The 23101-nt window shown below is 45.1% G+C and carries 23 protein-coding genes, 1 tRNA gene and 1 other annotated feature; of the genes, 18 read left to right on the top strand and 6 right to left on the bottom strand.

The features are described 5' to 3' along the window. Positions 1–40 precede the first annotated feature (40 nt). Both K6T22_RS03185 and K6T22_RS03190 read right to left on the bottom strand, forming a co-directional pair. Entirely contained in the window at positions 41–850 is an 810-nt protein-coding gene (locus tag K6T22_RS03185; protein ID WP_238238892.1) for an MBL fold metallo-hydrolase, read from the bottom strand. Between the two features lie 152 nt (positions 851–1002). Then, positions 1003–1076 (bottom strand) — tRNA-Gly (locus K6T22_RS03190). Between the two features lie 169 nt (positions 1077–1245). On the opposite strand from K6T22_RS03190, the gene K6T22_RS03195 reads away from it, so the two are divergent. Both K6T22_RS03195 and K6T22_RS03200 read left to right on the top strand, forming a co-directional pair. Next, the gene (locus tag K6T22_RS03195) at positions 1246–1791 is read left to right on the top strand and encodes an imm11 family protein (protein WP_238238894.1); all 546 of its coding nucleotides are present in this window, start codon (positions 1246–1248) and stop codon (positions 1789–1791) included. Then, positions 1788–2207 (top strand): hypothetical protein, encoded by a 420-nt coding sequence (locus K6T22_RS03200; protein WP_023467229.1) that lies wholly within the window; start codon positions 1788–1790, stop codon positions 2205–2207. Before K6T22_RS03195 ends, K6T22_RS03200 begins: the two co-directional genes overlap by 4 nt. Positions 2208–2281: 74 nt before the next feature. Here K6T22_RS03200 and K6T22_RS03205 read toward each other — a convergent pair whose 3' ends face one another. Both K6T22_RS03205 and K6T22_RS03210 read right to left on the bottom strand, forming a co-directional pair. Beyond that, the gene (locus tag K6T22_RS03205) at positions 2282–3238 is read right to left on the bottom strand and encodes an alpha/beta fold hydrolase (RefSeq protein ID WP_238238896.1); all 957 of its coding nucleotides are present in this window, start codon (positions 3236–3238) and stop codon (positions 2282–2284) included. A gap of 16 nt (positions 3239–3254) precedes the next feature. Continuing rightward, complete coding sequence (locus K6T22_RS03210; protein WP_238238898.1) at positions 3255–4934, bottom strand: formate--tetrahydrofolate ligase; 1680 nt, start codon at positions 4932–4934, stop codon at positions 3255–3257. 166 nt (positions 4935–5100) lie between these two features. Here K6T22_RS03210 and K6T22_RS03215 point away from each other — a divergent pair, with 166 nt between their 5' ends. From K6T22_RS03215 to K6T22_RS03235, 5 genes are all read left to right on the top strand, one after another. Next, a complete protein-coding gene (locus K6T22_RS03215) occupies positions 5101–5988 on the top strand; it encodes a carbohydrate ABC transporter permease (RefSeq protein WP_023467232.1) in 888 nt (295 codons plus the stop codon). Further along, complete coding sequence (locus K6T22_RS03220; protein ID WP_023467233.1) at positions 5985–6872, top strand: carbohydrate ABC transporter permease; 888 nt, start codon at positions 5985–5987, stop codon at positions 6870–6872. Before K6T22_RS03215 ends, K6T22_RS03220 begins: the two co-directional genes overlap by 4 nt. A gap of 143 nt (positions 6873–7015) precedes the next feature. After that, positions 7016–7263: a binding site (T-box leader), on the top strand. 66 nt (positions 7264–7329) lie between these two features. Further along, entirely contained in the window at positions 7330–8304 is a 975-nt protein-coding gene (gene asnA / locus K6T22_RS03225) for an aspartate--ammonia ligase (RefSeq protein ID WP_238238900.1), read from the top strand. Positions 8305–8558: 254 nt separating this feature from the next. Next, positions 8559–8696 carry a hypothetical protein gene (locus K6T22_RS03230; protein WP_238238902.1) on the top strand — a complete coding sequence of 46 codons (138 nt, stop codon included), beginning with the start codon at positions 8559–8561 and terminating at the stop codon, positions 8694–8696. A gap of 16 nt (positions 8697–8712) precedes the next feature. Next, positions 8713–9345, top strand: coding sequence for a DedA family protein (locus K6T22_RS03235; protein ID WP_238238903.1), 633 nt, complete (start codon positions 8713–8715; stop codon positions 9343–9345). A 62-nt stretch (positions 9346–9407) separates the two neighbouring features. Here the strand turns inward: K6T22_RS03235 and K6T22_RS03240 are convergent, their stop codons facing one another. Then, positions 9408–10868 carry a potassium/proton antiporter gene (locus K6T22_RS03240; RefSeq protein ID WP_238238904.1) on the bottom strand — a complete coding sequence of 487 codons (1461 nt, stop codon included), beginning with the start codon at positions 10866–10868 and terminating at the stop codon, positions 9408–9410. Positions 10869–11057: 189 nt separating this feature from the next. Between K6T22_RS03240 and K6T22_RS03245 the strand changes: the two genes are divergently transcribed. Beyond that, complete coding sequence (locus K6T22_RS03245; RefSeq protein WP_238238906.1) at positions 11058–12338, top strand: ABC transporter substrate-binding protein; 1281 nt, start codon at positions 11058–11060, stop codon at positions 12336–12338. 59 nt (positions 12339–12397) lie between these two features. Here K6T22_RS03245 and K6T22_RS03250 read toward each other — a convergent pair whose 3' ends face one another. Continuing rightward, entirely contained in the window at positions 12398–13687 is a 1290-nt protein-coding gene (locus K6T22_RS03250; protein WP_238238907.1) for an NCS2 family permease, read from the bottom strand. A gap of 197 nt (positions 13688–13884) precedes the next feature. Here K6T22_RS03250 and K6T22_RS03255 point away from each other — a divergent pair, with 197 nt between their 5' ends. From K6T22_RS03255 to K6T22_RS03300, 10 genes are all read left to right on the top strand, one after another. Next, positions 13885–15648, top strand: a complete 1764-nt coding sequence (locus tag K6T22_RS03255) for a sensor histidine kinase (RefSeq protein ID WP_238238909.1) — start codon at positions 13885–13887, stop codon at positions 15646–15648. Then, on the top strand, positions 15645–16349 hold the full coding sequence (locus K6T22_RS03260; protein WP_238238910.1) for a response regulator transcription factor: 705 nt from the start codon (positions 15645–15647) through the stop codon (positions 16347–16349). The genes K6T22_RS03255 and K6T22_RS03260 overlap by 4 nt, the downstream gene beginning before the upstream one ends. A 24-nt stretch (positions 16350–16373) precedes the next feature. Next, positions 16374–17081 carry a purine-nucleoside phosphorylase gene (gene deoD, locus K6T22_RS03265; RefSeq protein ID WP_023467244.1) on the top strand — a complete coding sequence of 236 codons (708 nt, stop codon included), beginning with the start codon at positions 16374–16376 and terminating at the stop codon, positions 17079–17081. Between the two features lie 100 nt (positions 17082–17181). Further along, positions 17182–18564: an aldehyde dehydrogenase gene (locus K6T22_RS03270; RefSeq protein WP_238238911.1), complete on the top strand. Its 1383-nt coding sequence runs from the start codon at positions 17182–17184 to the stop codon at positions 18562–18564. 38 nt (positions 18565–18602) lie between these two features. Further along, positions 18603–19796: a CDP-glycerol glycerophosphotransferase family protein gene (locus K6T22_RS03275; RefSeq protein WP_425293144.1), complete on the top strand. Its 1194-nt coding sequence runs from the start codon at positions 18603–18605 to the stop codon at positions 19794–19796. A gap of 16 nt (positions 19797–19812) precedes the next feature. Further along, entirely contained in the window at positions 19813–20202 is a 390-nt protein-coding gene (gene tagD, locus K6T22_RS03280; RefSeq protein WP_050678243.1) for a glycerol-3-phosphate cytidylyltransferase, read from the top strand. 53 nt (positions 20203–20255) lie between these two features. After that, positions 20256–21407 (top strand): CDP-glycerol glycerophosphotransferase family protein, encoded by a 1152-nt coding sequence (locus tag K6T22_RS03285; RefSeq protein ID WP_238238912.1) that lies wholly within the window; start codon positions 20256–20258, stop codon positions 21405–21407. A 161-nt stretch (positions 21408–21568) separates the two neighbouring features. After that, a complete protein-coding gene (locus tag K6T22_RS03290; protein WP_238238913.1) occupies positions 21569–22282 on the top strand; it encodes a Crp/Fnr family transcriptional regulator in 714 nt (237 codons plus the stop codon). A gap of 222 nt (positions 22283–22504) precedes the next feature. After that, the gene (locus K6T22_RS03295) at positions 22505–22618 is read left to right on the top strand and encodes a hypothetical protein (protein WP_023467253.1); all 114 of its coding nucleotides are present in this window, start codon (positions 22505–22507) and stop codon (positions 22616–22618) included. 12 nt (positions 22619–22630) lie between these two features. Then, on the top strand, positions 22631–23101 hold the full coding sequence (locus tag K6T22_RS03300) for a cytochrome c oxidase subunit II (RefSeq protein ID WP_238238914.1): 471 nt from the start codon (positions 22631–22633) through the stop codon (positions 23099–23101).

Genomic DNA, 23101 nt, shown 5'->3' on the forward strand with positions numbered 1-23101 from the left:
TTCGAATCTTTTTGTTATGATCTGGAGTGCGTTGCTACATTTAGTCATAATGACGTCGTGCTAACCGTTCTTCTTGTTCTTTCTTGACTTGACGCTTATTTTTTTCGTGCAGACGCTTCATGAATGGGGTCGTTTGCCAAGACGGAGACCAGTCCGATTCTTTTCCGGCACGAAGTGCAAGGATGTAATCATAACTTTGATGGAGTCGTTCAATCATCTCCGTTCGGACATCGCAAATGTGACCATGTCCTGGAATGAGAAGTTTAACCTCATACTCATAGATGAATGACTCGAGTAATTCGAGTGTCGTCAAATATTCAGCGGAATCATGTTCGATCAACGGGATTTCGATATCAGAAGCATAGTCACCACAGACGAGCAAGTGGAGAGGCATGACGATGAAGGAAAGATGCGTCGCTTCATGACCGGGCGTCAAGAAGAAAATCAGTTTTGTTTGACCGATTGTTAGCGTCGTCTCCGATTCATGGATGACATGCGTCACGTCCGGAAATAGAACGGGGGAGTCGATGTAAAATTCATCGTTGAAGTCTTGAACGGCTTGGAGTGCCTCCTGTTGATTGACATCGATAAATGGTTTAGAAGCGATGACGATGGCATCCGTAAAGGCATAAGCACCAAGGATATGATCAAAATGAGCATGTGTATAGACGACGTATAATGGTCGATCACGACGCACGATCTCAACGTCACGACGAATCGTCGCGATCTCATCCGGTAGCCAACCCGGATCAACGACAATTAGACAATCCGGCGTCTCGATCAATGTTGATGTCGTTTTCATGAGTGTACTTTGATAAATCGTCACACCTGGCATTTTCATCTGAATCATACGAATCCTCCTTTACAAATGTCATGCTATATCGTTGTATACCCTCAATTCCTTTGGATTCATCAACAGAAAAAATAAAAAAGACGACTCGCACGTCGCGAGTCGCCTGCCCTCTAGAGGGAAATGGTCCTAGACCTATGTTATGTCATAATTGGAGCGGGTGAAGAGAATCGAACTCTCGTCATCAGCTTGGAAGGCTGAGGTTTTACCATTAAACTACACCCGCGTATCTGCTACATGAAATATAGTAGCATAGCAAAGAGGTCATTTCCATAACTTTTATGAAAAAAAGCAATTTCTTTTGATATTCAGTGTACAATAATACTAGTTAATCGTTTCCACTGGTAATCTTGATTTGCAATATGGGTAATGTTGGGTAGAGGAGAGAGTGTCTGGTGAATGAAGTTCGAGTTTGGAGCGAACAGGCGATGGGAAAAGGATGGAAGGCGGTCTGCCACCATCAATTCGATCGTCATCGCTTATTGATAGGAGAGTGGTTCCATAACGTAGGTGTACTTGCTTTTTCCATCAATCAAGATGCGGATTTGTTACCGGATGTCCTTCCAAACACATTCGATCTGCCGCTCGTCTCGGAACGTATGCAACGTGTCATTGAAGCATACGCGCCTTTTTCTGTACAATGTCTCAAGGTACATCTTGAGACGAAGGACGGAGTGGTTCCGTACTATCTTCTCAATCTCTTATCTGTCAGTCGAATCGAATATCTACATACGACGGATGTCTTCCGTCCGATCCCGAGACGACGTGTCTATTTTTTGACAGAGCGACGGATCAACGATTCGATATGTCCGCACCACCTGATGCGAGATGAACGCACACAGCGCATGTTCGTCTCCGCTCAGCTCGCTCGACAATTCGAGCGTATGGCTGTGACGGGTATCCACTTTGAAAAGATACAACGAATGGAGGAATTTAAATGAAACAGTACACAGTCGATCATTGGATCACGTTAGAATATCCAAAGGTATTCGAATATCAAGAAGAAGAAACGTACGTCAGTTTTTATTCGACGGATGAAAACGCAATGGGTACGCTACAGTTATCCATCTACGAATCAGATTCGGAAGAACTGACACCGTATGAAGCAGCAGAGCAAGAAATCAATCTGTTGGTTGAAGAGTTCGGGATTGAACTGACAGGAGCACTTGAAGTCCGTCGCAATTCAACAAAAGAAGCGTTACTCGCAGTAGATGGAAAAGAAGAAGATATTTTCTTACGCATCTATGCTTACTCGGACGGGGAACGATTGGTCCTGTTGACGTATTCTGCAGAACGCGAGACGCTTGAGATCGAGGAAATCGAAGCAATGATTTCTTCATTGACTTGGATTCAGTGAAGTAAATAATAGAGATGGAAAAGGCAGCGGATCACGATGATCCACTGCCTTTTTTGTATCAATCGATATAAACGTTAAGAAGAGTGGGAAGACGATCGTGCAGTTGCCGGATTGACTTGTTTATTCAACCAGCTCGCGATATCGGCAAAAACGCGGATTCGTTCAAACTCATGAAAGAGTTCGTGGCGTAACCCGCGGTAAATCGTCAGCTGTACAGCATCGACGCGGACACGATTATACATATCAAACAGGTGATGGATGCCTTTACCGTCGAACGCCACCGCATCATCGCCACCCGCAAGCAATAAGAGTGGTAAGTGACGTGGATGCTGATAGATGGAGGCAAGTGCGTTGACAAGCTTCGTTGCATGCAAGAGTTCATGGAAGAACCCTAGTGTGACCGTTTGACCAGACAAAGGATCAGCATCGTAACGCATGACGGATTGCGGATCCGAAGACAACCAGGCATTTTTAGAAAGTGCCGGGAAGAAGCGCAGGTTATAGCGCCCGAAAACGAGTTTTCCAAACCGCTCCGCAGGATGTGTCGCTGATAGCTGATTGATTTGACGCTCGACGAGTTTTTCACTGATATTACCGAGTAATCCAGTACTGGTCGGAGGACCACTCGCGATGACTCCGGCTACCGTATGACCGAGTGTTTGACCAATCCGGCGAGCGATCAACGAACCAAAACTATGACCGAAAATGAATACAGGTAATTCAGGGTAACGTTCTTTGATGTCATAAACGAGCTCTTCAGCGTCCTGCATCAATTGTTTAAAGCCTTGTTTCGGCTCAAGGTGTCCAAGTGTTCCGAGCTGTGCTGCTCGAGCGCCGAAGCAACGCAGATCTGCGATGATTGTGTGGTAATGATGAGCATAAAGGAATTCGGCGAATTCCTCATAGCGTGCCCCGTGTTCCATCATGCCATGAAAGACGATCACGACGCCTTTCGGTTCATGGGCTTCTAGACTATGCAATGTCGTAGTATAGCCGTCTGAAGCTATCCAATGTGAATGATCAATCGTCATGTAACTCATCCTCTCATCAAGAAAGTCCGAATACCTGTCCGTCTTCTGAGACGCCCATGTGGAAGGCAGCAGGTACTGCAGGTAATCCGGGCATCGTTAATACATTCCCAGTCAGTGCAACGATGAATCCTGCACCAATCGATGGTCGAATTTCACGAACCGTAATCGTAAAGTCTTCGACTCGACCGTACCGAGCAGGATCATCGGTTAACGAAAATGGCGTTTTTGCCATACAAATCGGTAAAGCATTCAATCCCATCTCTGTACACCGTTCGAGTTCACGTAGCGCTTTAGCTTCAAAGTGAACATCGGCTGCTCCATAGACCCGTTTCGCAATCCGTTCAATTTTTTGACGGAGTGGTAAAGCATCAGGATAGAGTGGTTGGAACTGGCTCGGTTCCTCAAGTGCTTGCATGACTTCGGTGACGAGCGCTTCACCACCCGCACCACCTTTACTAAAGACTTCACTTTCTGCTACACGAATGTTGCGTTCCTGACACCATGTCAAGATCATGCTCCGTTCGGCTTCCGTATCGGTGAAGAAACGGTTCAAAGCAACGACGGCAGGGACGCCGAACAAGTTCATCGTCTCGACGTGTTTTTCAAGTAACGCAAGGCCATCCGTTAAGGCAGACAGATTTTCTTCACTGAGTTGCGTTTTGTCTACTCCACCATGCATTTTTAAAGCGCGAACCGTAGCGACGATCACAACGGCATCCGGGTGGAGACCACCGATCCGTGACTTGATATTGAAGAATTTTTCGGCGCCTAAATCAGCTCCGAATCCAGCTTCTGTGACGACGTAATCACTCAGTTTCAGCGCAGTTTGTGTTGCAATCAAAGAGTTACAACCATGAGCGATATTTGCGAACGGACCACCATGAATGAGCGCTGGTGTTCCTTCGACGGTTTGGACGAGGTTTGGTCGAAACGCATCTTTTAGGAGTAATGTCGCAGCTCCTGCCGCCTGAATGTCTTTGACTGTTACCGGTTGTTGATCGTACGTATAGGCGACGACGATGCGGCTCAGCCGTTGTTCGAGATCCGTGATGGAGTCAGCAAGGCACAGGACGGCCATGATCTCAGAAGCGACCGTGATATCGAAGCCATCTTGACGCGGCACGCCATGCGCAGGACCGCCGAGACCAATCATGACTTGGCGCAAAGCACGGTCGTTCAAATCAAGAACGCGTTTCCAGACGATACGGCGTGGATCAATACCAAGAATGTTCCCTTGATGCAGGTGATTATCGAGCAAGGCACTGATCGTATTATGAGCGGACGTGATCGCATGCATATCACCTGTGAAATGCAGATTGATCTCTTCCATCGGCAGAACTTGGCTATAGCCACCACCACACGCGCCACCTTTTAAGCCCATCGTCGGACCGAGTGAGGGTTCGCGCAAACAGATCATCGTCTTATGTTTCGCCCGGTGTAACGCCTGCCCGAGTCCGACAGTTACGGTTGATTTCCCTTCACCGGCAGCCGTCGGATTGATGGCAGTGACAAGAATCAGTTTGCCATCCGATTTTGTTGCCAATCGGTTCAACAGACCGTCTGTCAACTTCGCTTTATATTTTCCATACGTATCAAAATCCTCTTCTTGCAAACCAATCCGGTCCGCAATTTCTCGAATCGGGCGTAAGACGGTTTGTTGTGCGATTTCTAAGTCCGAACGAATGGTCTTTTCCATGGTATCGACTCCCTTTTTGATTGGATCTCTCTTTTTTCTAATAGTAGCGTATCTAGTGCGAACGCGCCAAAGGAAAACGTTCAATATTTTCCACCCAATGGGTCAAATGGTGACGTGTTCAAGTGTGTGAGAAAGACGTACTGTAGAGTGGAGGAGGGATGAAACAATGACATCTGGACAAAAGAAGTGGAAACGCGGTCTTGATTTTTGGCTCTTCGTCGGACCGGTCTTTCTTGTATTCGCAGTGATCGTGCTTGTACCGTTTTTCAATGGCGTCATGTATTCGTTCACGGACTGGAACGGTGTTACCGGAGAATTAAATTGGATCGGCTTTGATAACTATGTCCGTCTCTTTACGAGTGACGAGCAGTTCCAGCAGTCATTTTGGCTGACGACGAAATATACGGTCGTTGCCGTCATCTTAACGAATGTCGTCGGTTTCATCTTGGCATTCTTATTAACACAAAATATTCGCACACGTAATTTCTTACGAACGATTTTCTTTATGCCAAACTTAATCGGTGGGTTGATTCTCGGATTCGTTTGGCAGTTCATCTACGTTAAAGGATTCGCATCGATTGGTGAATTGACAGGGTGGAGTATATTTGAACTTCCATGGTTAGGAGATGCACGGACCGGATTCTGGGGGATCGTCATCGTTTCGATTTGGCAAGGTGGCGGTTACATTATGGTCATCTACATCGCGGCTCTACAAAATGTTCCGCAAGAGCTGATTGAAGCAGCAAAAATCGACGGTGCAAATCGTCTGTCGACGTTACGAAACATTACGTTGCCGTTGATCATGCCGTCGGTCACGATCTGTTTGTTCTTGACGATTTCATGGTCCTTCAAGTTATTCGATACGAACTTATCCCTAACGAATGGCGGACCATTCAAATCGACCGAGATGCTTGCCCTAAATATTTACAAAGAATCGTTTACGAACAATAATCTCGGACTCGGATCAGCGAAAGCAATCATCTTCTTCGTCGTTGTAGCGGCGATTACAGTCACTCAAGTCTATCTGACGAAAAAACGGGAGGTGGAAGCATGAGTACGGCACAACCGTTACCCACTCCGCAAGAGGAGAAACCGAAGCGCTCTAAAAAGACGAGAGGTCGTTATTCTCTCCGTCTGGGGACAGTCGAACTGGCGGCCTTACTGATGGGTCTTCTGTATATGATTCCGTTTTATTACGTCGTCTCGAATTCATTTAAGACGCAGGGCGATATTTTTACGAACACAACGGGTCTACCGAAAGAATGGATGACGTCCAACTATTCAGAAGCATGGGAAGCCATGAACTTCGGAAAAGTTTTCTTAAACTCAGTCATCATTACAGTCGGCGCTAACGCGGTCATCATCATCTTTTGTTCGATGGCAGCCTGGAAACTCGTCCGGACGAAAACACGCTTGTCGACGATCATCTTCTTCTTATTCGTTGCGGCGATGATTATTCCATTCCAATCAATCATGATTCCCTTATCGAAACTGTCTGGTGATCTCGGATTGCAGAACAGTTATTGGGGATTGATTCTGATGTATCTTGGTTTTGGGTCTGGATTATCGATTTTCTTATACCATGGATTCATGAAGTCGATTCCTGAAGAAATTGAGGAAGCGGCCATCATTGACGGTTGTTCGCAATGGGGTGTGTTCTGGCGCATCGTTTTCCCACTACTCAAGCCCATTACGGTGACGATTATCATCTTGAACACGCTTTGGATTTGGAACGATTTCCTATTACCATCGCTCATGTTACGAGACGTCGATTTACGGACGATTCCACTCGCGACGTTCTATTTCTTTGGTCAGTATACGAAGCAGTGGGACTTAGCACTTGCCGGACTCGTACTTGGGATCATTCCGTTATTGTTGTTCTTCTTTGCCCTGCAAAAACAGATTATTCAAGGAATTACGAGTGGATCAATCAAATAATTTTTGTAAGCGCGTTCTCGCTTCTGCGAGAACGCTTTTTCATGTTTTACACGTCAGATTAATCTGACAACTTTTATTTTTTTTGAAAAAAAGTCTTTTCAAATGCTTGCGACCTGTTGTACGATGTTCTCAATTCAATTGTAACAACGACGTTGAAGGGAAGAGTAACACCTTGTACGACCGTATAGCGAGCTGGGGATGGTGAGAGCCCAGTCGGAAGCAAGATGCGAAGAACCTCCCGGAGTCGCTACCCGAACCCGAATGTCAGTAGGCGTAGCCGGAGTTGCCTGTCCGTTATCATATGGCCGAAGATGAAGTGATTCGTCTTTTGAGTGAGCAACATCGTTGCTAACATGGGTGGTACCGCGGAACCGAGTCTTTCGTCCCATATTCTTGGGAAAGAAGGGCTCTTTTTTATGGCTTCTTTTTCAAAACACAATTGAGGAGGAACACCACCATGACAACACTCGTATCGATGAAACACACACAGGAAGCAATCACACTCGTAAAGAAACGCTTTGAGGAACGCTTTTCGACAACACTCGGATTGACACGTGTCGAAGCACCATTGTTCGTAGAAAGCACACTCGGTGTCAACGATCATCTCAACGGCGTAGAGCGCATCATTCGTTTTGATGCATTAGATCACACAGCAGACCTTGAAATCGTTCAATCTCTTGCGAAGTGGAAGCGTCAAGCGCTTCATACGTACGGATTTGAAGCAGGAGAAGGGTTATACACGTTGATGCATGCAATTCGTCGTGATGAAATGCTCGATGCGACACATTCTATCCATGTCGATCAGTGGGACTGGGAACGGATCATTACGAAAGAACAACGGACGAGTGCTTATCTACAAGAAACAGTACAAGCAATCTATGCAACGATTCGCCAAGTCGAACAAGAAGTGGAAGCAGAGTACGGCATTTCAGCCATCTTACCGGAAACGATTCATTTCATGACGACGCAAGAACTTGAAGATGCGTATCCGACACTCTCGACAAAAGAACGTGAAACAGAAGTCACGAAGATGTACGGTGCTGTTTTCTTGATGCAGATCGGTGGCGCACTGGCTTCAGGTGAGAAGCATGACGGTCGAGCGGCTGACTACGATGACTGGACACTCAACGGTGACATTTTAGTACACCACCCAGAAATCGGAGCATTCGAGTTATCTTCAATGGGAATCCGAGTTGACCGTGAAGCACTATTAAAACAGACGTCAATCGCTCAAGAAGAGGATAAATTGGCGTTCCCGTTCCATCAAGGTGTGCTCGAAGAGCGTCTCCCGTTAACGATGGGTGGAGGGATCGGTCAATCCCGTATGGCGATGTTCTTATTGAAGAAGCGTCATATCGGTGAAGTTCAAGCTTCTGTCTGGTCGGAAGAGACACGTAAAAGTCTTCAAGCGGAAGGCATTCACTTGCTCTGACATATATATAGTAAGAAAGCGTCAAAGGAATGACGTTTTGATGTAACGAAGAGCACATTTCCATTCGGAAGTGTGCTCTTTTTTTAAAGTTCATAAGACCTTAGGCGGAGGAAAGACGTGTCGATTCCTGATAGAATGGGGATAACAATAAATAAGAAAGAGGTGAAAGCATGTCTTCTCTATTGATTGTTGGGATACTCATCCCTATTTTGTTTCTTGTGTTTTTATGGTTCAACATTAAAGGATTACGGACCATGTGGCGGGATTATAAACGGACAGGCTCAATCGTTGCACTTGGCTTTTTCATTGTCGGGATCATCGGAATTTTCACAGGTGTCTGGACGACACTAGTCGTCATCATCTATTATCTCCTCCGTCCTGCGAGAGGATGAACGGAGGGTTACTTGTATGTTGGAGTGGTTGTTCTCAGCCGGAGAATCCAATCTCTGGCTGTTTTTAGGAATTATGATCATTGGTCTGGGAACGGAATTGATTCCAGCAGAAGTCGGATTACCGCTACTCGGTCTATATGTGTCGAACGGAACGGTCAGTTGGACAGCTGCTGTTCTGGTCGGTTTTTTAGGAAGTCTGATGGGGGCGACGGTCTTTTATCTGCTTGGTCGGTATGCAGGTCGTCCGATACTTATCCGGTACGGCAAATGGTTACTGATTAAAGAAAAAGAAATTGAGCAAGGGGAGCGCATCGTTGCGAAATACGGAACATGGTCTGCATTATTTGGACGCTTCTTTCCCGTCGTGCGCTCGGTCGTCTCGATCCCTTGTGGTTTGTTCGGCTTATCGTTCAAGCGTTATCTACTTGCTTCAAGTATTGGACTTTTTCCGGTTTCCTTCTTTTACATCTGGGTCGGTGAACGATTCGGAGTAGAACGTGCTGAATCGATGCTAAAAGGATTAGAACAGGAGTTATGGTGGATTTTAGGTGGAATCGTCGTGATTCTTGGTGGATACGTTCTCTACCGTCGTGCCAAAGCGAAGCGTAAAGAACAGAAGCAAGACGCACAAACGAAACAACAAGATTGATGAATATGTAAAAAAACAACGCAGTGGATCTTCAGGATCCACTGCGTTGTTTCATGAACAGATCAAGCGGGAGGAAACAAGAATCGCTTTAATGTCTTGATCCGATGTTTTGGGGTAAGCAATAGTAACTGATCATTGCCTTCTAGGGCAGTGTCGCCACGTGGTGTAATGATTTGATCATCACGAATGATGGCTGTGATTAAAAATTCCTGAGGCAAATCAATCTCTGAGATCGTCGTTCCAATGAATGGGTGGGACATTGGCAACGTCAATTCGATGATTTCTGCATTTGGTTTACCAATCGACATGAACTCGATGACGGTATGGATGGCAGAAGTCTGTGTTTCGTTCAGTCGTAATCGCTCAGCAAGGAACGTCAACATACTCCCTTGAATTAGTGTTGATAATAAGACTGTGAAAAACACGATATTGAAGATCATCGATGCATTCTCAATATCCGCAACAAGTGGATATGTCGCGAGAATGATCGGTACGGCTCCTTTTAGACCAGCAAAGGAAATAAAGACCTTCTCTTGCCACGAATAACGAAACGGAAGGAGACTCACCCAGACTGACAAAGGACGAGCGATGAAAATTAGGATCAGCGCCAGCGCAATAGAAGACAGGATGACCTGGACATCGAGCAATTGTTTCGGAAAGACGAGCAGACCGAGCACGATGAACATCCCGATTTGGGCAAGGTGAGCCATACTCATCGTAAAGCGGACAAGCGTCTGGCGGTAGACGAGTTCGTGATTGCTAATATAGATTGCCGTGACATAAACAGCTAAAAATCCGCTGGCATGGAACGTATCGGCTAATCCGAAAGACAAGAAAGCAAACGACATGAGCAGAATCGGGTAAAAACTCGACGAGGACAAATCGATGCGATTAATCAATGTCGAGGCTGCCCAGCCGATGAATAAACCAATCAGAAGTCCCATCGTCATTTCCCACACGAGTGAACCAAGTCCTGATAAGAGCGATGCTTCTTCAGGGTTTGTCACAAACTCAAGGAATAAGACGGTCAAAAAGACGGCCATCGGGTCGTTCGTTCCAGATTCGACCTCGAGTGTTGATCCGACTTTGCGTCGAATCGGCTGACCGCTTAGGACAGAAAAAATGGCAGCGGCATCGGTCGAACCAACGATTGCTCCAAGTAAGAAAGCATTTGCCCAACTGAAGCCAAGAATATAATGGGAAGCGACGGCAACGATGGATGTAGCAATAAAGACCCCGAATGTCGCAAGCGAGAGGGAGGGCGCTAATTCATGACGTACTTCCTTCCAGGCAGTTTGCAGTCCACCTTCAAATAAAATGATGATCAGAGCGACTGTTCCGAGAAGTTGCGCCAGTTCAGCGTCGTCAAAACGAATAAAGCCTGTAATGTCGCTTCCGGCAATCATTCCAAGGGCGATAAAAATCAATAGTGCCGGAATATTAAGACGACTCGATAACTTCGTCGTCCAGACGGCAGCAAACAGCAATATACCAATCAATAAAATCGTTAGTTGCAAGGGCATGGCATCAAACTCCTATTCATGAAAGAATCTCTATTTTCATGATACAACAATTCCGATGAAAAGACTCGGATAATGATTGTTCAATATTTTCCACCACACCGGACAACTTTCTCTCTCTTCATTGCAAGCGTTTTCATTTATTGTGAAGATGTAGCACGAATATGAAACGAAATCAGGGAGGGAATCCGAATGCGTAAAAGAAGATGGGCAGCATTACCTGTCGTCACGACGGCGATGGTCGTCGCTTTGGCAGCATGTGGTGGCGGTACATTGAATAGCGATGACTCGAAAGATAGTGGTTCAAAAGACGGTAAGACGCTCAACGTATTCCAATTCAAGGCTGAAATCGCAAAAGACATGGAAAAGATGGCAAAAGCATATGAGAAGGAAACAGGTACAAAGGTCGTCGTGCAAACTGTTGGTGGTGGATCGGACTATGGTGCGGCTCTGAAATCACAATTCGCTTCAGGCAATGAACCGGATGTTTTCAACAACGGTGGATTCACAGAAGCGAAAACATGGCAGGATAAACTAGAAGACCTATCGGATGAAAAATGGGTCAGTGATTTGACGGACCTCTCGAAAGAGCCGATGACGATTGATGGCAAGTTATACGGAATGCCGATGAACCTTGAAGGATATGGCTTTATTTATAATAAGGATATCTTCAAAAAAGCTGGCATTACGGAACTTCCAAAAACGTTAACAGAATTGACGGAAGCTTCAAAGAAGCTGAAAGCAGACGGAGTAACACCGTTCTCGATCGGATACGGGGAGTGGTGGATTCTCGGAAATCACCTTTTGAACATTCCTGTCGCTCAGCAGGATGATCCAGATCAGTTCATCGCGGACTTGAATTCAGGAAAAGGAAAGTTCGAAGATAACAAACAGTTTAAGGATTTCATGAACCTGTTTGATTTGACGATTGAGTATGGAAATAAAAATCCGTTAACGACGGATTACAACACACAAGTCTCTCAGTTTGCTGAAGGTAAGACAGCGATGCTTCAACAAGGAAACTGGGCGCAACAATTGATCACGGATGTAAATCCAGATATCAACATGGGCTTCATCCCAATGCCGATCAATGATGATAAAGAAAAAATGGATCGTCTCCCTGTCGGTGTTCCAAACAACTGGGTCGTCAACAAGAACTCGAAGAATAAAGCAGAAGCGAAAAAATTCCTCGAATGGATGGCGATGTCTGATACAGGAAAAGACTATATGGTCAATAAATTCAAGTTCATCCCTGCTTTCAAATCAATCGAAGCAAAGGATTTAGGACCACTTGCAGATGATATTCAAGCGTACTCAAAAGACGGAAAAACAATCTCATGGAACTGGTTCAAGTATCCGGACGGAGCAGTAAACGAGTTCGGCGCCATCATGCAGGCATACGTCGGTAAGCAAAAAACGGCTGACGAGATGCTGCAAGATTTCACGAAGACATGGGATAAAATGAAGAAATAAGAATAATGTAAAAAACATGCCTGTTCCGTCAGCTGATCGGAACAGGCATGTTTTTTGTATTACAGGAAGAACAATTGAATGAAGAAGAGAAGCGCGAAGACATAGATGAGTGGATGGACGCGCTCTTTTTGAATGGCTTTCATGATTGGATAAACGATGAAACCGAATGCGATACCCGTTGCGATGCTACCGGATAATGGCATGATCAAGATGACAAGAAAGGCCGTGAAGGCTTCACTGAAATCATCCCATGGAATCTGTTTAATGTTTTGAATCATGAAGACACCGACTAAAATCAATGCTGGCGCAGTGATTGCTGGAACACTCGAGATTGATTGAACGAACGGTCCAAAGACGGCAGATAATGCGAATAAAATTCCGACTGTCACGGACGTGAGTCCAGTTCGTCCACCCGCAGCGACACCTGCTGCAGATTCTACGTAAGCAGTCGTCGGGCTTGTTCCGAACAATGAACCAGCAACCATTGCCGTCGAATCAGATAATAGGGCGCGTTCACTGTTTTTCAACGATCCATCTTCTTCAATTAGTCCAGCTTGTTCGCCGACAGCGACCATCGTTCCTGTCGTATCAAACATCGTCACGAGAACGAAGGAGAGAACACCACTGAACAGACCGTATTGGAACACGTCTTGAATGGCGTTGAACGGATTAGTGATGATCAACCCTTCTGGTAACGTCGGTAACGCAACGAAGGAATCGGAAAACTTCAATTCACCTGTCAAGAATGCGATCAATCCAGAAAGAACCATGGCGTACAAAATAGCACCCGGTACACGTTTGATCGTCAAGATAGCTGCAACTAACAGTCCGATGAGCGTAATCAATGCTTCTGGTGACGTCAATGCGCCAATCGTAACGAGTGTATCTTCACTCGCGACGAGAATTCCTGACATCTTGAGACCGAGTGAGGCGATGAAGAGACCGATTCCTCCTGTGATCGCAAGCTTTAATGTCATCGGAATGATTTCAATTAGCTTCGTACGAATCGGTGAGAGTGATAACAATAAGAAAATGACACCGGCAACGAAGACAACCGATAGTGCTGTCTGATATGGAATTTTTTCACCAACGACAAGTGTGTAAGTGAAATACGCATTAAGTCCCATTCCGGGTGCGACTGCGATGGGTAAATTCGCATAAAGTCCCATCAGAAGCGTACCGATCAATGTCGCGATGATCGTCGCAGAAAATGCTTGGGCTTGAGGGATACCGGCATCTGCTAAAATCGTCGGGTTGACGAGCAGAATATATGCCATCGTAATGAACGTCACGAATCCAGCTTGGATTTCACGTTTTACGGTTGTTTGATGTGCGGCAAGTTTAAACATGGATAAAAGGACCACCTTCATAACAAATTGATTAAAAAACGAACATTGATGATATTATAGTAAAATTCATTCGGAATCAAGTCGAAACAGAAAAGAATTTTTTAGGCGAATCAAGAAAGAGAATATCAGGAAATGATGTAAGCGGATTCAAGGTTATGATACGATTGATTACAAGAAAAAGGATGGGGGCGCCTTTTATGAAAAGTATCCGGACGCGTTTGATTCGTCTCGTCGTCCTGGCGATCTTGATTCCGACAGCCCTCGCGACATCGATTTCCTATTTGTATGTGCGGCACCAAAACATTGAACAGGCAGAACGTTCTAGCCTGAACGTGTTGACACGGGGAAATACACAGGTGACCCATTACATAGAGGATATCCGCCGTCTATCGACGAGTCTGTATGCGAATCGTTCGTTAATGAACATTATGCGCGTCGGAGCAGATCAGGAACTAGACGAATCCGATGGAGTCGTTTCGCGGGCGATGTTAGGTCTGTTTTTATCACGTCAGGATATTGAACAGTTACATTTCGTCATCTTAAATGGTTATTCGGAGTATTCGGTCTACAATATGAAAACAACGAGTCGGGGAACGTTTGATTGGATGCAAGAGACGGATTATTTTCGATTGATGAAACAAAAAAGTGGCTGGTTGATTGACGAGGCACACACCATTGAACCATATAATGTGCACACGATGATTCTCGATGAGAAACAAGTCGTTAGTTTTCGTTATCGCATCGATCGTGTCGAGACAGATGAGCCGCTCGGTTTTCTCTCGGTGGATATACCGGTCCGTGTGTTTGAACAACAGTTGAAACTGTTTGAGAATGATCCAGAAGAATCGTTGTGGTTGATGACAGAACAGCGCGTCTTAGCACAAACCGGGGCAGAGATGGAACTACCCGTAGATCAATTTACTGGGCAGAGTGGGAGTTTACGTGTCGGAAAATCGTTCATCGTCTACTCGAAGACGATGACAAACGGTGTTCCGCTAACACTAGTCAAACGAATTCCGTATGCATCAGTCATCCAAGGGGCGAACGAAACGGCATTGATTCTTGTTTTAATTGGTCTCGTCTCACTCTTCGTCATGATCATTGCAGCAAGTCTCGTTGCTATGCAGATTACGAAACCAATCAAACAGTTGACGGCAAACGTCTGGCGAGTCGAACAAGGGGACTTATCCGCGCCATTCGTCGCGACGACGAATGACGAGATTGGATTACTCAATCGCCAGTTCCAACGCATGATTCAACGCATCGATCGTTTAATTAAACGGGAGTATCGACTGGCACTCGAGAATCGGACGAATGAGCTGAGGGCATTACAATCCCAACTCAATCCGCATTTCTTATTCAACGCCCTGCAATCAATCGGAACGACGACGTTACAGGGGGACCGGAAGATCGCGTACCGCTCGATCACCGGATTATCGCAAATGATGCGTTACTCGATGAATAATGAGCAGACGATCGTGACGTTAAAACAAGAAGTTGATCATCTTCAGGCGTATATTCGTTTGCAACAGCAACGTTTTCCAGAACGGTTTCGTTACATCGTTGACGTCCCGTGGCATCTCAATGACATTGAAGTGCCGAAGATGATCTTGCAACCATTCGCTGAAAATTACTTTAAACACGGCTTCCAACAACAATTAGCAGCGACAGAAAACTACCTTGCCTACAAAGTACGGACGGATGGTGGACGTCTCATCATTCAAATCGAGAATAGTGGTGCCATCCTTGAAACGGGACGACTTGAAGAAATCGATCGGAAAATGCGCATGCATCGTAGTCCGGAAGATCTCGAGACGAGCGGGATCGGTCTCCATAATATCTACGAACGTCTCTTGATTTTTTACGGGGAGGAAGCAAATATGACGCTCTCTTCTTCATCTGTAGAGGGCGGATTCAAAATCGTGATTCGGATTCCATATGAGAAGGGGGACTTGGCATGAACGTGTTGATCGTAGACGATGAACGACATGTACGGGAAGCGGTCAAACTGCTCGGAGAATGGGACAGTTGGCAGGTCTCACACATTTACGAAGCAGAACATGGGGAAGAAGCAAAACGCTTACTGGATACCGGAACGATTGATTTGATGCTGACAGATGTCGAAATGCCAGGACTCGACGGGTTAACGTTACTAGAATGGACAAAAAATCATCATCCAAAGGTCGTCACGATCGTGCTGACAGGGTATGATGATTATACGTATATGCGGCGTGCCATTTTGCATCAATCCTTTGATTATTTATTGAAGCCGGTTGATCCAGATGTACTCAATGATGCCTTGTCCCGCGCGATGGAATGTATCCATCCGGTGGTGGAATCAAGGGAAGCGATTGATCAAATCGCCAAATACATCGAAACGCATTATGCGGAAGAATTGACACTACAATTCATGAGCGAACGGTTTTACTTGAGCCGAGAGTATATATCACGACGCTTCAAACAGCGTTTTTCTGTTAACTTATCTGATTACATTCAAACGATTCGCTTGAATCGGGCGAAGGAGTTATTAAGTGAGACGGAAGCGCGCATTTACGAAATTGCACTTGAAGTTGGATATCAGGACGATAAGTATTTTCGGAAAGTGTTCAAAAAACAATTCGGTATGACACCGAATGAGTTTCGTGAATTGTTGTCGATTTAAATGACTATCGAGGAGGAATCGTACATGAGTGTACACATTAATGCAGCTGAAGGACAAATCGCCGAAACGGTCTTACTTCCAGGAGATCCGTTACGTGCCAAATACATCGCTGAGACGTTTTTAGAGGATGTCGTTCTCTACAATGAAGTTCGAGGAATGTATGGCTTCACAGGTACTTATAAAGGTAAAAAAGTTTCAGTCCAAGGAACAGGTATGGGTGTACCATCGATGTCGATCTATGCGAACGAACTCGTTCAGTCATACGGTGCGAAGAACTTGATTCGTGTCGGTACTGCCGGCGGTATCACACCAGACGTTAAAGTCCGTGACGTCGTCATCGCGATGAGTGCTTCTCATGATATGGCACAAAACCGTGTTCGTTTTAACGGTTTAGACTATGCACCGACAGCTTCTTTTGATCTGTTGCATAAAGCATATACAGCAGCAAAAGAACAAGGCATCGATGCAAAAGTCGGTCAGATTTTCACAACGGATCAGTTCTATCAAGATGATTTCCACCATTTCAAAAAATGGGCGGATTTCGGATGTCTTGCAATCGAGATGGAAGCGGCAGGTCTTTACACGCTTGCAGCGAAACATAAAGTGAATGCATTGACGATCTTGACGATTTCAGATCACCTGTTGACAGGAGAAGAAACGACATCAGAAGAGCGCCAGACGACATTCAACGACATGATGAAAGTTGCGCTTGAGACAGCGATTCAATTATAAGAAGGAAGACGGAGAAGCATCTCCGTCTTTTTTCATATCGAAAAAGAGATATGGTAAGATGAAAGCAGTATTGTAGATCAGTTAAAGGGGAGATTCTCGGATGGAAACAACGATTACAGAGACAGTGTTATCAGAACGCCTTCAGACGCAGCGCCACTTTTTCAAAACAGGTGCGACACGCAGTCTAGCCTTCCGCTTAAGTATGCTGACATTTTTACGCCAAGCGATCGAAACGCATGAAGCTGCAATTTATGAGGCATTAAAACAGGATCTCAATAAAGGACAGCATGACGCGTTCACGACTGAAATCGGATTCGTTTACGGAGAGATTCAGCGAATGGAGAGACAACTCCGTCGACTTGCACGTCCAAAGCGTGTGGCAACCCCTCTCTTGCACATCGGATCGAAAAGTGAAATTCAGTACGAGCCATACGGTAACGTTCTCGTCATCGCACCGTGGAACTATCCTTTCCAATTAGCACTTGCTCCCGTCATTGGTGCGATTGCTGCCGGGAACACGGTTGTCCTTAAACCATCCGAGCTGACACCGAACGTTTCTCGTGTATTACGAGAAGTCTTTGAAACAGCTTTTCACGAACGTTTCGGCATCGTCATTGAAGGAGACGCTGAAGTGAGTAGCGCCTTATTAAACGAACGTTTCGACTATATCTTCTTTACGGGCTCAACACGTGTCGGAAAAATCGTGCATCAGGCAGCGGCGAAACATTTGACGCCGGTCACATTAGAACTGGGTGGAAAATCACCGACGATCGTGCATAAGGATGCAGTTCTTCGTCTAGCTGCGAAGCGGATTGCATGGGGAAAATGGTTGAACGCCGGGCAGACATGTATTGCTCCGGATTACGTATTGATTCACGAAGATGTTAAAGAACGCTTCTTACAATTGATTGAAGAAGAAGCCTTCAAACAGTACGGGAACGGTGTTGGTGTTTCTTCGTATGTCAAAATCGTATCAGACGACCATTTGAATCGTCTAAGTAGTTATTTGACGCAAGGTACGATTGAATTTGGAGGACAAGTAGATCCAGAATCCCGCAAGATGGCGCCGACTGTCATGACGGATGTAGCGACGGATGCTCCATTGATGCAAGACGAAATCTTTGGACCGATTCTACCGGTACTCACATATCGTGAAATCGAGGAAGTCATCACGTTCGTCAATGATCGTGATAAGCCGCTTGCTCTCTATTTATTCACAGAAAATAAAGCCGTCGAACACCGTATCCTTGAACGGATTTCGTTCGGGGGTGGATGTGTCAACGATACACTGATGCACGTCGCGCAACACCACTTACCATTTGGTGGAGTCGGAGCGAGTGGGATGGGTGGATATCACGGGAAATACAGCTTCGAGACGTTCAGCCATCGAAAAGGAATTGTCAAAAACACGACAGCGTTCGATCTACCGTTCCGCTACATGCGAACAAATACCAATTCCAAATGGATGCGCTTTTTGTTATGATGAGCTGTGATTAATTGACTTAAGAAGGAGCTCTTCTCTTGAAAGATCAAGTAAAACAGTGGATTAAACGAACAGGTTTCATTGAATATGGTCTACGGACCGTCATGAAAGTTTTTACGTGGTTGCCACAAAAACGCAAACGAGTCCTTTTCGAGAGTTTTCTCGGAAAACAATATAGCGACAGTCCGCGAGCGATCTACGAATTGATGCGCTCGATGCATCCAGAATGTGAGTTGATTTTTAGTAAGCAACGAGGCGTTACGTTTCCACCAGACGTCAAGACGGTAGATCGGTTGACATTCCGTTGGATTTATTTGCTTGCGACGTCACGAGTCTGGGTATCGAATAGTCGATTACCAGGTTGGTTGATCAAACCGAAAAAAACGTATTATTTACAAACATGGCACGGCACACCGCTTAAAAAACTTGCGCTTGATATGGATGATGTCCAAATGGCGAATACGACGACAGAACGATATAAGCAAGGATTCAAGCAAGAAGCGGCAAAGTGGTCTAGCTTAGTTTCGCCTAATGCGTACTCTAGTTCAATCTTTCGACAGGCATTTGCATTCGAAGGTGAGATGCTAGAAATTGGATATCCTCGAAATGATATATTTTATCAAGAGGCACGGCATGCTAAAATCAAAGAAACGGTTTATCGCCACTATGAGATTAATCCTTCGAAAAAAGTCTTGTTGTATGCACCCACTTGGCGAGATAATGCGTTCGAAGGTCAAGGAAGATATTCATTTGAGCTGCCCTTTTCGTTAGAGGAATTTGAAAAGCGATTTGGGGATGAATATGTCCTGCTTGTCCGAATGCATTATTTAGTCGGAAGTCGTCTCGATGTCACTGCTTATCCATCCGTTCGAAATACATCGGACTACCCGGATATCGCAGAGTTGTATATGGCGTCAGACGCTTTGATCACGGATTATTCTTCTGTCATGTTTGACTTTGCGCACTTATCGCGTCCGATTTTATTCTATACGTATGATTTAGAACATTATCGTGATCAGTTGCGCGGATTTTACTTCGATTTTGAACAGGAGGCACCGGGACCATTACTATCGACGGAGACAGCACTATTTGCAGAACTCGATCAGTTGGATGATTGGCACACACGTTATGCGTCAGCATTCCGAGCGTTCCAAGAGACGTATTGTCAATGGGATGATGGGCAGGCTTCAGAACGGGCGATGAAGACGATTATAATGAGAATTTACGGATAAAAGGGAGAGCAAAATCATGAAGAAGGTAATTACGTACGGAACATTTGATTTATTGCATTGGGGTCATATCAATATCTTAAAACGCGCAAAAGAGATGGGCGACTATCTCATCGTCGCGATTTCAACAGACGAATTCAATCGTTTGAAACATAAACAGTCTTACCATAACTTCGAAAATCGGAAGATGATTTTAGAAGCTATCCGTTATGTCGATGAAGTCATTCCAGAGAACAGCTGGGATCAAAAAGTAGAAGATGTGAAGAAGCATGACGTCGACCTCTTCGTTATGGGTGACGATTGGAAAGGCGAGTTCGACTTCTTGAAAGAGCATTGCGAAGTTGTTTATCTTAGCCGGACTGAGGGTATCTCTACAAGTCAGATTAAAACGGAATTAGCTTCGAAGTGATTGAAGAGGAGACCACACGATCGACGTGCGGTCTTTCTTCGTAGAAGGGCAGGATGAAAGTGGTTAGAGAAGGAATCGTATGGATCTATCTGTTGTTATTTCGAATTTGTTATGGTGTCTTTCGGTGGTTGCCGCTTCGACCGGTCACTCTGTTTTGGATGACGTATGGTGATAATGCAAAACCTGTAAATGATCGTTTGACACATACTTTGCCAAATGAGAAGCGGTATCTTGTGTATGATCACCAGTTCATGAAACAACCGGATTTGTGGAGGGCAGATCGGATGCTTCGCTTTCGTCGTTTACGGTTCGTCCGGCTTGCGTATTTACTTGCAACTTCCCGGACGGTGTTCGTCGATAATTATGTCGCAGAATTCAGTGTCGCAAAAACGCGACGAGGAACACGACGTATCCAACTATGGCACGCGGCCGGAACATTAAAGCAGTTTGGACTGACTTCCTCAAAAAGTTTGTTCGTATCGGAACGGATACGCAATCGATTTCGACGAGTGTATCAGGAATATGGTGATTTCATCGTACCAGGGATGCGCTGTGCGACACAGTTCATGGCACCACACGATTTAAAACGTTCCCATTTTAAGTCGTTCGGCATGCCACGAACGGACTATTGGTTTGATGAGGAGCAACGAAAGCAGAAGATACTGGAATTAAGAAAACAATACGGAAAGACTGACCGCCGTATTTTATTGTATGCACCGACATACCGAGAATATAAAGGGATGGAAGATCATACGATTCAACAATTCGAACAACTCGCAAAAGCGGGGTGGACGATTCTCGTCAAATTACATCCGACGATTCGAGCGCTTTCTACCTATCGTTCTACGCATATTCATCTGTTAGACGATACGTATCAAATCAATGATTACTTGCTGATCACGGATGTTCTCGTAACCGATTATTCTTCAATTCCATTCGAAAGCTGTCTCCTCAAGATTCCAGCGTTCTTATATACACCGGACATCGACACATACCGCCAACTACCAGGACTCGTCGATCAGTATCCGAAGCCGTTACCTGTCCGACAGACAGAACGGATGGAGCAGCTGATGGAGTGGATCATGTCTGATACGGTACTTGAAGAATGTCGTCAGCACATGCAGGATTTCCAAACGAACTGGTATGATCAGACACCGGGTCAAGCAGTCAGTCGAATTGTTCATCATTACTATGGTGTAGATTAATGACATCAGTCCTGACGATTTTTTGTGCTTTCAAAAGCAGTCGTCAGGCAATATTTAAAATAATAATGTGAAATGTTGAACAAATTTTGACAATCTTTTGAAAATCCATTCTTTTCGACTGTGATGTTCTATACTAAAAGCAGAAGAAGAGGAGAGGAGAAATGGATATGCTAACTTGTGGAACGACTGAAGCTAATACGTTCGTCTTATCATCCGAGACACGAACGTTGCTTGAGAGCTTCATGACAGAAACGACGTTCAAAAAGGATTCCATCGTCTGTTGGGAAGGGGAAATGAACGATAAGTTGTTTTATGTGAAACAAGGAGGCGTCAAACTATCGAAGTTGACGAAAAAAGGTAGTCCATTACTCATGTTCTTATATTTCAAGGGAGATCTGTTTGGCGAATTTGATGTAGGAGAAGCCTTTCCGAGTTCCTATAGTATCGAAACAATGGAAGATAGCATCATCGGGTTCTTATCAAAAAACCAATTAGAAGAGCTGATGAAAAAAGACGGTGCCTTTGCGCTTGAGATCATGCGATGGCAAGCATTGATGCGAAAACAGACAGAAACGAAACTACGGGACTTGCTACTGTTCGGAAAACCAGGTGCATTAGCGTCGACGTTACTTCGTCTGATTGCGATGGAAGGGGAACAAGTGGGAGAAACCTACCGTCTTGCGAAGCGACCATCCGACGGGGAATTCGGTCAATTGATTGGTGCACCACGTGAGACCGTTAATCGGATGTTTTCCCAGTGGAAAAAAGAAGGGGTCATTTCGATGACAGCAAAAGAAATCATCATTCACGATCCGCAATACCTACGGGATCTGTGTCATTGTGAAGGGTGTCCGGCAGGTGTTTGTCGAATTTAATAGGATGTACGACCAATCTTGGCGCGAAACAGGACTTTCCTGTCTCGCGTCATTTTTTTGTGTGTAGAAGCCTTTTTTACTCTCATCTAGATGTGAACTTTTTGTGTGTTTTCGAAATAAAAAGTGCGGAATTTCATATTTGACGTGATATTTATCACAGTTTCCTGACTTGTTGAATTCTTACAATAAAGACAAGTTCAAAGCAGGAGAGGAGTAATCACCGTGAGCCAAAAAACAGAATCAAACCTCAAAGGAACATTCGTTGCCGTCCTGATTGTAGCAGGTGTCATCATTGGGATGTGGAGCTCAATCTTTTTATTGTTCATATCACGTTAAGGGGGAATCACGATGCACATTCATCGTCTAGAAAAAATCTGGTTGATCTTCGGAGTAACGATGCTAGCGGTCTTCTTAACTATCATCGGTGTATCAGCCTTTGCATCCGGGAATCAACCACCATCCGATGCAACGTTGATTGATCCGACGAAAGTCGATCAAACAAAACCGTTCGATAAGCCAGGACTAAAGAAGATTGATGATGACCGTTACGAAGCGGTCATCGTTTCACAAGCTTTTCAGTTTACGCCAAAAGATATGGTCATACCTAAAGGAGCGACAGTCGATTTTCTTGTGACATCAAAGGACGTCGTCCATGGATTTGAAATCGTCAAGACGAACGTCAACATGATGGTCGTTCCGGGACATATCAACTCGATCGAGTATACGTTCAAGGAAGCTGGCGAGTATCTCGTCGTCTGTAACGAATACTGTGGAAATGCTCATCATATGATGGCAACTAAAATCAAGGTGGTGGAATAA

Source organism: Exiguobacterium acetylicum (assembly GCF_022170825.1).
In the GTDB taxonomy this organism is placed as follows: Bacteria; Bacillota; Bacilli; order Exiguobacteriales; family Exiguobacteriaceae; genus Exiguobacterium_A; species Exiguobacterium_A acetylicum_B.